Raw genomic sequence first — 11,111 nt, forward strand, 5'->3', positions numbered from 1 at the left:
ATCTCAAGGAGGCGGGGGCGGGCCGCCTCATGGTCAGCTCGCCCCCGCCTCCTTGAGATAGGCGATCACGTTCAGCCGGTCCTCTTCCTTCGGCAGGCCGGGGAAGACCATCTTGGTGCCGGGCACCAGCGCCTTGGGGCCGGAAAGGTACTTGTCGAGCGTCGCCGCGTCCCAGGTCAGATGAGCGTCCTTCATGGCCTGCGAGTAGTTGAAGCCCTCGAGCGTGCCCGAGGTGCGGCCGACCACGCCGTGCAGCGACGGGCCGAGCTTGTTGGTGCCGGCCTCGACCGAATGGCACGCCTGGCATTTGGCAAAGACCTGCTTGCCCTTGGCGGCATCGCCGGCCGCGTCCTGGGCGTGAGCCGCCATCGGCAGGGTCAGTGCCGCAACAGCCGCGAAAAGCGAAAACCCTCGCATCTCGGACGTCCTCCTGCTGGGCCGGACGGGCCGGCGTTCCGCTTGGGCCCGGCATGGGCCGAGGCCCGCCGAACCTGCCCGCTCGACGGGCGGGATTGGGCCGACTGTATGAACCGCCCGGAGTCCCGACAAGGCGAGAACGGACAACTGAGACCAAAGTCCAATTCAGCCGCGCGGCAAAAGCGCGCCCTGTTGTCCGGGCCATTGCGGGAGATGCAGGATGCCGCCATCCGCGGGCGCAGGACAGCCGGAACGGCCGCAGGCTCTCAGCCGCCGCGGCGCGCTGTCCGCCGCGCTGGCGCTGGGCCTGCTCGGCGCCGCCGCCTCGGCCGCCGATGACCCGCTGCCGGTGACCGAGGTCGCGCCCGGGATCTTCGTGTTCCATGGCGCCCATGAGGAGGCGACCGCGGCCAATCTCGGCGCCATCGCCAATCTCGGCTTCGTCGTCGGCGGCGCGGCGGTGGCGGTGATCGACACCGGCGGCAGCGCCGCGGAGGGGCGGCGGCTGCTGGCGGCGGTGCGGCGCCAGACCACCCTGCCGGTCCGCTACGCCATCGACACCCATTTCCATCCCGACCATGTCCTGGGCAATGCCGCCTTCGCCGGGCCGGACACCACGATCGTCGGCCACGCCAACCTGCCCCGCGGCCTGGATGCCCGCGCCGACACCTATCTCGACGGCCTGCGCGGGGCCCTGGGCGACACCGCCGCCGGGACCACGATCGTGGAGCCGACGCTGCTGGTGCGCGACCGGCTGTCGCTCGACCTCGGCGGGCGGACGCTGGAGCTGAAGGCCTGGCCGCCGGCCCACACCGATGCCGACCTCACCGTCCTCGACGGCTCGACCGGTACGCTGTTCGCCGGCGACCTCGTGTTTCTGCAGCGTGTGCCGGCGATCGACGGGTCGCTGCGCGGCTGGCTCGACGTCATCGCCGGGCTGCGCCGGGAAGCCGGGATTCGGCAGGTGGTGCCGGGCCACGGCCCGGCTTCCGCTCCCTGGCCGGATGCGCTGGGGGACGAGGAGCGCTATCTTCGCCTGATCCTGGACGAGACCCGCGCGGCGCTGGCCGCCGGGCGCAGCCTGGACCAGGCGGTGGCCACGGTCGGCCGGTCCGAGCGCGGCCGCTGGCTGCTGTTCGACGACTACAACGACCGCAACGTCGCCACGGCCTATACCGAGCTGGAATGGGAATAAGGGCGAAGGGAGGACATGATGCAGAAGCACGCCGCCGCGCTGGCGCTGAGCGCCCTGATGGCCCTTGTCGCCCTGGCCGGCCCCGCCCGGGCCGCGGACGACGATCCCTGGCCCGACCTGAAGACCGCGATCTTCGGTGACAAGGCGGTGGCCGACGGCAGCGGCTTCATGCGGGTCGAGGCGCCGCAGCGCGCCTATGATGCCGCGGTGGTGCCGGTCACGGTCCGCTTCGATGGCGGGCACATGCCGGCCGGGCGGATCCGCGCCGTGACCCTGGTGATCGACAAGAACCCGGCCCCGGTCGCCGCCGTGTTCCGGCTGGGCGACGGCATCGTCGACCCGACCATCGGCACGCGGGTGCGGGTGAACGAGTACACCAACATCCACGCCGTGGCCGAGACCGCGGACGGGTCGCTGTTCGTGGCCGCCGCCTTCGTCAAGGCGGCCGGCGGCTGCTCCGCCCCCGCGCTGAAGACGCCGGACGACGCGATGGCCCATCTCGGCGAGATGCGGACCAAGAACCTGGACGCGGCCCAGATCGGCGAGCCCAACCGGGTGGAGCTGCTGATTCGGCATCCGAACTATTCCGGCATGCAGATGGACCAGATCAAGCGCACCTACGTGCCCGCGCGATTCATCGAGAGCATCGACGTCAGCTATGACGGCGTGCCGCTGCTGCAGGTCGAAGGCAACATCTCGCTGAGCGAGAACCCGATGGTGGAGTTCAGCTTCACCCCGACCGGAACCGGCCGGCTGAGCGCCACGGCGAAGGATTCGGACGGCGCCGTGTTCACCCAGGCCTGGCCGGTGCCGGCGACGATGTGAGGCGGGACGGGTGGATCGATGGGATGGGATCTCAGGCTTTAATTTTATTGTCATTGCCGGGCTTGACCCGGCAATCCAGGGGCCGCGAAGAGCCGTTCTGGTTGCCCCTGGATCCTCGGGTCAAGCCCGAGGATGACAAGGGAAAGAGAGCTTGCTCCCTCGAGGCTCCCTTAAAAACACCTGAAATCGGCTTCTATCTGCGCCAGGCGCAGCGTGTCGACCATGGTCTTCAGCGCCGTCATCTCCCGGAAGATGCCGGCCTGGTCGCCGGTGGCGAACTGCATGCGCAGCACCGTCTCGGCCTTCTCGTAGTCGTCATAGGGCATGATCGAGGAGACGGCATCGATGCTGCAGGAGCAGCGCTGCAGCATCTCCTGCGTCTCGCCGTTGCTGGCCATGCAGCCGATCACGTAATCGGCCACCACCGGAGTCGGGTAGTCATTCGCACGGGCCGGGCCGGGCAGGACGATGGCGAGGATGGCCGGGGCGAGGAGGGCGAGAACCGCGCAGCCCTTCATGGCGGAGGCTCCGAAGACGCGTCGGGCGGCCAGGACAGCAAAGAGCCGGCGGCGGGTCAATTGCTCCCAAAGTACGAGACGGGGCGGGCAGGGGGGGCGGGAGGCCGATCCGGGAGGGTGATGATGCCGCTGCACGGCCCCGCCCGATGACCGGCGCGGTGCCGGCGGCGCTGGTCGCCAGCCTCCTCTCCGTCGTCCACGGCTACACCGGCTATCCGGTGCCGATCGATCCGCCCGCCGTCGTCCTGCTGCCGCATGCGCAGCTGGAGGCGATGGCCTGCACCCATCCCTGTGCCGTGATGGGCTTCGCCGAGCCGGACGGCACCATCGCGCTGGACGATACGCTGCGGATCGGCGTCGACCCCGCCGAGACCAGCATCCTGGTGCATGAGCTGACCCATTTCCTGCAGCGCGCCGCTGCCCATGGCGCCGCGGCCACCGATTGCGCCGCCTGGCTTGAACGCGAGCGCGAGGCCTATGACGTGCAGTACCGCTGGCTCCGCGACACGGCCCCGAACATGCGGGAGTTCTCGATTCGGCTGGCCCGTCTCGGGACGCATCCGATGATCCCGCCCTGCCGCCCGGGCCAGGCGGCGCCGGCCGACGCGCCGGGCATCGCTCCGGGATAGCGCTCCCCGGCCCGGGCCTGTGTCCGGGCCGGGACGCCGGCCGAGGCCCCGCGGCGCGGCGGGAATCGGCCCGGCGTCCCGGGGGCGCCCGCCGCGGCATCGGCGGGGCCGGCGAAAGCCCGCAGCGCATAACTGGATCCGCGGCGGCCGCGACGGCGGAATATTTGCCGCCGGGCTGATCAGCAGGGGCGGCCGCCGCCTGTTGCGCCGCACCGTCCGGTCCGGATGCCGGCTTGACTGCACAGCTGCGGCCGTGGGGTCGCCGATATCCCGAAGTACTGGCGGGAACGTGATGGCAATACTCGAATATTGTACTTTGGTACAAACCGATACTCGATTTCGCGGGTGCGAAATATTGCCTTCATACCAAAGAACAATGCCTTTTTGCGTGTTTGCAATTGACTGAAATTTGGCTGTTTCCGCAAAGTAGCGGCGGTCGTCTTCAAAACGAAGTTCCGATAGGGCCCGGGCACGAGGCCATGACGACCGGGCCCGATGGGGTGAACGACCGTCGAGGCGGATTCCCGGCGTCGCCGCGGATCCTGCATCGCGATCAATGGGAGGATAATGAATGCCCAGATTGCTGCGCATTTCCGGGTCCGCCTTGGCGCTCGTGTTCGCGCTGGCGGCGCTGCCGACCGTCGCGTCGGCCAATGACGATCTGCTGAAGTTGGAGAAGGATCCCAACCAGTGGACCCAGCCGGCGGGCAACTACGCCAACACCCGCTACAGCGCGCTGAAGCAGATCACCACCGCGAATGTGAAGAACCTGCAGCCGGCGTGGAGCTTCTCCACCGGCGTGCTGCGCGGCCATGAAGGCGGGCCGCTGGTGATCGGCGACATGATGTACGTCCATGCGCCGTTCCCGAACACGGTCTACGCCCTCGATCTCGCTGACAACGGCAAGATCGTCTGGAAATACGAGCCGAAGCAGGACCCGAACGTCATCCCGGTCATGTGCTGCGACACGGTCAACCGCGGCGTGGCCTATGGCGAAGGAATGATCTTCCTGCACCAGGCCGACACCACGCTGGTGGCGCTGGACGCCAAGACCGGCAAGGTGGTGTGGAGCGCCAAGGACGGCGACGCGACCAAGGGCGAGACCGGCACCTCGGCTCCGCTGGTGGTCAAGGACAAGGTGCTGATCGGCAATTCCGGCGGCGAGTTCGGTGTCCGCGGCCATCTCTCGGCCTACGACATCAAGACCGGCAAGCTGGTCTGGCAGGCCCATTCCATGGGGCCCGACGCCGACACGCTGATGGACCCGGCCAAGACCACCGAGCTGGGCAAGCCGGTGGGCAAGGACTCCGGCACCTCGACCTGGCAGGGCGACCAGTGGAAGATCGGTGGCGGCACCACCTGGGGCTGGATCTCCTACGACCCCGAGACCAACCTGATCTACTACGGCTCGGGCAATCCCAGCACCTGGAACCCGGTGCAGCGCCCAGGCGACAACAAGTGGTCGATGACCATCTTCGCCCGTGACGCCGACACCGGCATGGCGAAGTGGGTTTACCAGATGACGCCCCATGACGAGTGGGACTATGACGGCGTCAACGAGATGATCCTGACCGACCAGAAGTTCGACGGGAAGGATCGCAAACTTCTGGTGCATTTCGACCGCAACGGCTTCGGCTACACGCTGGACCGCTTGACCGGCGAGCTGCTGGTGGCCGAGAAGTATGACCCGGCGGTCAACTGGGCCAGCAAGATCGACCTGAAGACCGGCCTGCCGGTGCGCGACAAGAAGTACTCGACCGAGGCCAATGGCGAGGACACCAACTCGCAGGGCATCTGCCCGGCGGCGCTGGGGTCCAAGGACCAGCAGCCGGCGGCGTTCTCGCCCGAGACCGGCCTGTTCTACGTGCCGACCAACCATGTCTGCATGGATTACGAGCCGTACAAGGTGGCCTACACCGCGGGCCAGCCCTATGTCGGCGCGACCCTCAGCATGTACCCGGCGCCGGGCGGCACCAACCTCGGCAACTTCATCGCCTGGGATGCCGAGAAGGGCAAGATCGCCTGGTCGATCCCGGAGCCGTTCTCGGTGTGGAGCGGTGCGCTCGCCACCGCCGGCGGCGTCGTCTTCTACGGCACGCTGGAAGGCTACCTGAAGGCGGTCGATGCCAAGACCGGCAAGGAGCTGTACAAGTTCAAGACCCCCTCGGGGATCATCGGCAACATCAACACCTATACCAGCAAGGGCAAGCAGTACATTGCCGTGCTGTCCGGTGTCGGCGGCTGGGCCGGCATCGGGATGGCGGCCGGCCTGACCAACCCGAACGAAGGTCTCGGGGCGGTCGGCGCCTACCAGTCGCTGTCGCAGTACACCCAGCTGGGCGGGACGCTCACCGTGTTCGCCCTTCCCGACTGAAGCCTCCCTGCGACTGGAGGCGGGCTTCGGCCCGCCTCCTCTTTCTTTCCGCACCCTGCCGACCGCCGTGCCTGACCATCCGAGAGGATCGAGGATGCCCTTCCGTGCCTTCCTGCTCCACGCCGCCCTGACCGGCAGCCTGATTGCGATCGGCGGCCTCGCCGGCGCGGCCTTCGCCCAGGACAGCAACAGCGCCCCGGCGGCGGGGCAGCAGCAGCCGGCGGCGAACGCGCCGGCGGCCCCGGCCGCAGCGCCGGCGGCGGGGGATGAGGAGAAGCCCTACCATATCGCCGCGGACGGCACGGTCGACTGGTCGGTCTATAACGGGTTCCGCCGCTACAACGGCATCTGCTACGTCTGCCATGGGCCGGACGGGGAGGGCAGCACCTTCGCCCCCGCCTTGGTCGAGTCCCTGAAGACGCTGACCTACGACCAGTTCCTCGAAACCGTGGTCAACGGCAAGCAGGAGGTCGGCACGGCGAACGACAAGAAGATGCCGGCGCTGGGGTCGGACCCCAATGTGATGTGCTACATCAACGACATCTATGCCTATCTCAAGGCCCGGTCCGACGGCGCCGTGGGGCGCGGCCGGCCGGCCAAGTTCGAGAAGAAGTCCAAGGACTATGCCGACGCGGAGAACGCCTGCATGGGGACGCCCGGCTGAGGTGCCCGCCATGACGCCCCTTCTGCGGCGCGCCGCGGCGCTGGCCTTCCTGGCCGGCGCCGTTCTGCTGTCCGCCTCCGCCCCGTCGCGCGCCGACCCGCCGCGGCCCGAGGCGGTCGACCGATCGGCGCTGCGCGTCTGCTCCGACCCCGCCAACCCGCCCTTCTCGAACGACAAGGGCGAGGGCTTCGAGAACAAGATCGCCGAGCTGCTGGCCGCCAAGCTGGGCGTGCCGCTGCGCTACACCTGGTTCCCGAACTCCGTCGGCTTCCTGCGCATGACGCTGCGGGCGCGGCGCTGCGACCTGGTGATGGGCATCGTCGTCGGCGCCGAGCTGGTGCAGAACACCAACCCCTATTACCGCTCCGGCTACGTGCTGGTGACCCGGCGGGCGGACAATCTCGCCGACCTCAGCGGCCTGGCCGATCCGCGGCTGCAGACGCTGCACCTCGGCATCACCGCCGGCACGCCGCCGGCCAATCTGGCGGCGCGCGACGGGCTGATGGTGCAGGCGCGGCCGTATCCGCTCTATGTCGACAGCCGGTACGACGCGCCGGGCAGGCAGATGATCGAGGACCTGGCGAACAAGACGATCGACGTCGCGGTGCTGTGGGGGCCGATCGCCGGCTATTTCGCCAAGCAGCACGGCGACGCGCTGGTGGTGACGCCGCTCTTGAACGAGCCGAAGGACACCAAGCTGGACTTCTACATCACCATGGGCGTGCGGCCCGGCGAGAATGAGTGGAAGAACCAGATCAACCGGCTGCTGCGCGAGAACAAGGACGAGATCACCGCGATCCTCAAGGATTACGGCGTGCCGATGCTGGACGCCCGCGGCCAGCCATTGCCATGACCCCGGCCCGCCGGTTGCTGGGCCTCGCCGCGCTGGCCCTCTGCCTGGCCGCCGGCCACGCTCCGGCCCAGACGGTGGCGGAGCCCGACGGCTACCGCATGGAGGCCTATCGCGCGCCGGTCCCGGCGGCCCTGAAGGGGGCGACGGTGGTCGACGCCGCGGCGGTGGAGGCGCTGATCCGCCGCGGCCCGGTGCTGCTGGTCGACGTCCTGCCGCAGCCGCCGCGGCCGGACAAGCTGCCGCCGGAGACGCTGTGGCGGCCGCCGGAGCGGCGCGACATCCCGGGCAGCGTCTGGCTGGCCAACACCGGCTACGGCGCGCTGTCGGCGGAGATGGAGGCGTATTTCCGCGACTCCCTGGCGGCGCTGACCCTGGGCGACCATGCCCGGCCGCTGGTGTTCTACTGCGACGCCGAGTGCTGGATGTCCTGGAACGCCGCCCGGCGGGCGGTGGCCGAGGGCTACACCGCGGTGCACTGGTTCCCCGGCGGGGTGAAGGAGTGGGCCGATGGCGGCCGTCCGACCCTGCCGAACGCGCCGCTGCCGGTGAAGTAGAGGCAGGTCGCCCCTTCCTCCGTCTGTCATCCCCGCGAAAGCGGGGATCTCGTCGCGACTCAACCGGATAGAGATTCCCGCTTTCGCGGGAATGACAGCAGGAGGCGCGCTCAGGCGCGATCCGCTGGCTCGTCATCCGCCGCCGGCACCGCCAGGCCGGGGTCGAAGCGCAGCAGGGCATCGACGATGGCGTCGATCCGCGGGTCCTCCGGGTCGCGTGGATGCGGCAGCTCGATTCCCCGCTGCAGAGAGACGCGGCCCGCGCCCTCAGCCAGCACCACCACCCGGTCGGCCAGCAGCACCGCCTCGCGCAGGTCGTGGGTGACCAGCAGCACGGTCGGCCGGCGCCGGCGCCAATGGTCGGCCACCAGCGCCCGCATCCGCCCGGCCAGGGCATGGTCGAGCGACACCAGCGGTTCGTCCAGCAGCAGCAGGTCGGGGTCGACCAGCAGTGCCCGGGCCAGGGCGGCGCGGCGCTGCATCCCGCCGGAGAGCTGGCCCGGATAGGCATTCTCGCTGCCGCCCAGCTCCACCGCCTCGAGCAGCCGGCGGGCCCCGGCCTCGGCCTCCCGCCCCGCGACCAGCAGCAGGTTGTCCAGCACGCTGAGCCACGGGGCCAGGCGCGGGTCCTGGAACACCGCGGCGCGGCGCAGCGGCGGCCCGTCCGGCCAGTCGATACGCCCCTGGTAACCGGGGTCGAGGCCGCCGAGGATGCGCAAGAGCGTGGTCTTGCCGCGGCCGGACGGGCCGACCAGGGCCACGAACTCGCCGGCCCCGATCGACAGGTCGACGCCGTCCAGCACGTCGCGCGCCACCGGTGCCGTGAAACGCCGGCGGATGCCTTGCAGTGCGACCCCGATCACGGCGACCGCCAGCGGCCGGCGGCGCGGTCCAGCGGCTGCAGGATGAAGGCCTCGATCGCCAGGATCACGGCGATGAACACCAGCGTGTAGGCCAGGATCCCGGCAATGTCGAAGAAGTTGAAGAAGCTGCGGATCTGGAAGCCGACGCCGTCCGGCCGGCCCAGCAGCTCGACCACCAGCACGATCTTCCAGGTCAAAGCGAGGCCGGAGCGGGCGGCGGCCATCAGGCTGGGCGCCAGCTGCGGCAGCACGATCCGGCGCAGCACCCGGCCGCGCGGCACGTCGAACAGCTGCGCCATCTCCATCAGCGGCCGGTCCAGCGCCCGGGCGCCCTCGCGGGTGATGGCCACGACCAGCGGCGCCTTGTTGACCGCCACCGCGATCACCGCCGCCCATTCGTTCAGCCCGAACCAGACGTAGCAGAGCACGATGGTCACCAGCGCCGGCATGTTCAGCGCGATCACCACCCAGCCGTCGAACAGTTCGTCCAGCAGCCGGCTGCGGCCGAGGGCGATGCCGATGGCGGTGCCGAGCAGCATGGCGGCGGCGAAGGCGGCCAGCACCCGCGCCAGGGTGACGGCGACGTTATACGGCAGGTCGCCCTCGACCATGTGCTGCCAGGCGGAGGCCGCGACCTCGGCCGGCGGCGGCAGCACGGCGCTGTCGGCGAGAAGGGCGGCGACCTGCCAGATCACGACCAGGATCGCGAGGGACAAGAGCCCGCGCCAGCGCCGCGGGCCCGGGGCCGTCGCCGCGGCCGCCGGCGAGGCGCTAGCCGCCATAGCCGGACCAGAAGGTGCCGGGCGGCAGCGCCTTCAGCCCGCCGACCGCGGCCGGGGTGATCCCGGCCATCAGCCGCAGGGCGGCGGCGGCGGCGGTCGCGTCGGCCGGGCTCGGCGCCGCCGGGATGCCGGCGCGGTAGCCGTCGCGCAGGGCGGTGAAGACGGCGTCGTCCTCGGCTTGCATCTGCGGCCGGAGCGTCTGCCACAGCGCGTCGTCGGACCGCATCGCGGCCTTGGCGGCGAAGGAGGCGTCGAAGAAGCCGCGCGCCAGATCGGGGTTCTGGTTCGCCCAGGAGTCGCGGAACACCCAGCCGAGCAGCGGCGGCGGCCGGTCGAGCCCGAGCGCCGGCAGGATCTTGCCGATCTCCACCACCGGCTGGAAGCCCTTGGCCGACAGCCGGGCGGCGAACTGCCAGAAGTTGAGCACGGCGTCGAGGTCGCCGCGCAGCGCCAGCTGGTTCAAGAGCGGCGGCGCCGCGAAGTTGACGACGGCGGCGCGCGGCAGGTCGAGGCCGGCGGCCTTGCGGGCATAGGCCTGGATCAGCACCCAGCTCTTGTCATCCTCGCCGCCGGCGACGCCCAGGCGCTTGCCGGGCAGGTGCTGGATGGTGCGGATGCCGGTCTTCGGGTCGGCCATCAGCGCGCCGACGGTCAGGGAGAAGGGCACGAAGCTGACATCGCGCCCGGCCTCGCGCTGCCGCGCCACCCAGATCCAGTCGGTGACGATCAGGTCGACCGCGCCGGACTGGAAGGCGACGGCGGCGGCGTCCTTGTCGGCCAGGACCAGCGGCTCGAGCACGAAGCCGTGGCGGCGGTCGAGACCGTCGCCGATCACCGCCAGCTCCCAGTTCACCGTGCCGAACTGCAGCGTGCCGACGCGCACCCGCGGCGGCTCCTGCGCGCGGAGGAGAGCCGGCGCGGCCAGCATCGCGCCCGCGATCAGGGCACCGCGGCGGCCGATCCGGAGCGTCATCTGCTTGCCCTCAATTCAGTGCAACGGCATGGGCTGCGGGATCACATGACCACCGGAACCGATCCCGGCACCTTAACGCAATTCCGACCCTTCGGATCCACATCCACGATCGCCGGGGGCTTTCCGGCCGGCATGGCCGCGGCGGCATGCGCCGTCATCGTTTCCTCCCGATCTCCGCCGCATCGCGTCTCGCCGGCGGCATGGGGCATCGCTCCGACACCACGGCCGACGCCTGCCTTGATGAAAAAACGGTAGCGACAAAGAAAGAGCCGCCGGAATTGGACTTTGGGACAAGCGGGATCCGCCCCCGGCCGCCGGGGCTGCGGCGCTGCCGACGCCCCTGCCGGGGTGCCGGCCGAGGCCTCGTCCGGCACGCGACGCCACAAAAAATCCTAAATCCGGCAATGCCCGGACATTCTCCAGCGGCCGGCGATGCGTATATAGGCGGGGTGCTGATCGAATCT

Annotated in this window: 12 protein-coding genes; 7 read left to right on the plus strand and 5 right to left on the minus strand. The window is 70.0% G+C overall.

All coding sequences use genetic code 11. The features are described from left to right. Positions 1 to 33 precede the first annotated feature (33 nt). Complete coding sequence (locus BWR60_RS33760; RefSeq protein ID WP_230983266.1) at positions 34 to 369, minus strand: c-type cytochrome; 336 nt, start codon at positions 367 to 369, stop codon at positions 34 to 36. Positions 370 to 637: 268 nt separating this feature from the next. Between BWR60_RS33760 and BWR60_RS33765 the strand changes: the two genes are divergently transcribed. Together BWR60_RS33765 and BWR60_RS33770 are read left to right on the plus strand one after the other, a co-directional pair. Beyond that, positions 638 to 1,612, plus strand: coding sequence for a quinoprotein relay system zinc metallohydrolase 2 (locus BWR60_RS33765; protein WP_088157340.1), 975 nt, complete (start codon positions 638 to 640; stop codon positions 1,610 to 1,612). An 18-nt stretch (positions 1,613 to 1,630) separates the two neighbouring features. Further along, positions 1,631 to 2,437: a quinoprotein dehydrogenase-associated SoxYZ-like carrier gene (locus tag BWR60_RS33770; RefSeq protein WP_218823806.1), complete on the plus strand. Its 807-nt coding sequence runs from the start codon at positions 1,631 to 1,633 to the stop codon at positions 2,435 to 2,437. Between the two features lie 170 nt (positions 2,438 to 2,607). On the opposite strand, the gene BWR60_RS33775 is transcribed toward BWR60_RS33770, so the two are convergent. Then, a complete protein-coding gene (locus BWR60_RS33775) occupies positions 2,608 to 2,955 on the minus strand; it encodes a hypothetical protein (protein WP_088157342.1) in 348 nt (115 codons plus the stop codon). Between the two features lie 146 nt (positions 2,956 to 3,101). Here BWR60_RS33775 and BWR60_RS33780 point away from each other — a divergent pair, with 146 nt between their 5' ends. The 5 genes from BWR60_RS33780 (at position 3,102) to BWR60_RS33800 (ending at position 8,029) form a co-directional block, all read left to right on the plus strand. Beyond that, entirely contained in the window at positions 3,102 to 3,584 is a 483-nt protein-coding gene (locus BWR60_RS33780; protein ID WP_088157344.1) for a hypothetical protein, read from the plus strand. 571 nt (positions 3,585 to 4,155) lie between these two features. After that, positions 4,156 to 5,958: a methanol/ethanol family PQQ-dependent dehydrogenase gene (locus BWR60_RS33785; protein WP_088157346.1), complete on the plus strand. Its 1,803-nt coding sequence runs from the start codon at positions 4,156 to 4,158 to the stop codon at positions 5,956 to 5,958. A 94-nt stretch (positions 5,959 to 6,052) separates the two neighbouring features. Beyond that, positions 6,053 to 6,622, plus strand: a complete 570-nt coding sequence (locus BWR60_RS33790; protein WP_088157348.1) for a c-type cytochrome, methanol metabolism-related — start codon at positions 6,053 to 6,055, stop codon at positions 6,620 to 6,622. 10 nt (positions 6,623 to 6,632) lie between these two features. After that, positions 6,633 to 7,475 carry a substrate-binding domain-containing protein gene (locus BWR60_RS33795; protein WP_088157350.1) on the plus strand — a complete coding sequence of 281 codons (843 nt, stop codon included), beginning with the start codon at positions 6,633 to 6,635 and terminating at the stop codon, positions 7,473 to 7,475. After that, on the plus strand, positions 7,472 to 8,029 hold the full coding sequence (locus tag BWR60_RS33800) for a PQQ-dependent catabolism-associated CXXCW motif protein (RefSeq protein ID WP_088157352.1): 558 nt from the start codon (positions 7,472 to 7,474) through the stop codon (positions 8,027 to 8,029). The genes BWR60_RS33795 and BWR60_RS33800 overlap by 4 nt, the downstream gene beginning before the upstream one ends. Before the next feature lie 110 nt (positions 8,030 to 8,139). Here the strand turns inward: BWR60_RS33800 and BWR60_RS33805 are convergent, their stop codons facing one another. Genes BWR60_RS33805 through BWR60_RS33815 form a run of 3 tightly spaced genes read right to left on the minus strand, consistent with a single transcriptional unit; the run spans position 8,140 to position 10,647 of the window. Continuing rightward, positions 8,140 to 8,892, minus strand: a complete 753-nt coding sequence (locus BWR60_RS33805; protein WP_218823807.1) for an ABC transporter ATP-binding protein — start codon at positions 8,890 to 8,892, stop codon at positions 8,140 to 8,142. Then, positions 8,889 to 9,608, minus strand: a complete 720-nt coding sequence (locus tag BWR60_RS33810; protein WP_230983267.1) for an ABC transporter permease — start codon at positions 9,606 to 9,608, stop codon at positions 8,889 to 8,891. Before BWR60_RS33810 ends, BWR60_RS33805 begins: the two co-directional genes overlap by 4 nt. A 55-nt stretch (positions 9,609 to 9,663) precedes the next feature. Next, entirely contained in the window at positions 9,664 to 10,647 is a 984-nt protein-coding gene (locus BWR60_RS33815; RefSeq protein ID WP_088157356.1) for an ABC transporter substrate-binding protein, read from the minus strand. Between the last annotated feature and the right edge of the window lie 464 nt (positions 10,648 to 11,111).

Origin of the sequence: Inquilinus limosus (genome assembly GCF_002195995.1) — a bacterium.
GTDB lineage: Bacteria > Pseudomonadota > Alphaproteobacteria > DSM-16000 > Inquilinaceae > Inquilinus > Inquilinus limosus_C.

Bases quoted from the DNA above. Each gene is read 5' to 3' on its own strand.
- BWR60_RS33760 (WP_230983266.1), bottom strand. From the start codon at position 369: ATGGCGGCTCACGCCCAGGACGCGGCCGGCGATGCCGCCAAGGGCAAG.
- BWR60_RS33795 (WP_088157350.1), top strand. From the start codon at position 6,633: ATGACGCCCCTTCTGCGGCGCGCCGCGGCGCTGGCCTTCCTGGCCGGC.
- BWR60_RS33770 (WP_218823806.1), top strand. From the start codon at position 1,631: ATGCAGAAGCACGCCGCCGCGCTGGCGCTGAGCGCCCTGATGGCCCTT.
- BWR60_RS33790 (WP_088157348.1), top strand. From the start codon at position 6,053: ATGCCCTTCCGTGCCTTCCTGCTCCACGCCGCCCTGACCGGCAGCCTG.
- BWR60_RS33800 (WP_088157352.1), top strand. From the start codon at position 7,472: ATGACCCCGGCCCGCCGGTTGCTGGGCCTCGCCGCGCTGGCCCTCTGC.
- BWR60_RS33775 (WP_088157342.1), bottom strand. From the start codon at position 2,955: ATGAAGGGCTGCGCGGTTCTCGCCCTCCTCGCCCCGGCCATCCTCGCC.
- BWR60_RS33815 (WP_088157356.1), bottom strand. From the start codon at position 10,647: ATGACGCTCCGGATCGGCCGCCGCGGTGCCCTGATCGCGGGCGCGATG.
- BWR60_RS33785 (WP_088157346.1), top strand. From the start codon at position 4,156: ATGCCCAGATTGCTGCGCATTTCCGGGTCCGCCTTGGCGCTCGTGTTC.
- BWR60_RS33765 (WP_088157340.1), top strand. From the start codon at position 638: ATGCCGCCATCCGCGGGCGCAGGACAGCCGGAACGGCCGCAGGCTCTC.
- BWR60_RS33780 (WP_088157344.1), top strand. From the start codon at position 3,102: ATGACCGGCGCGGTGCCGGCGGCGCTGGTCGCCAGCCTCCTCTCCGTC.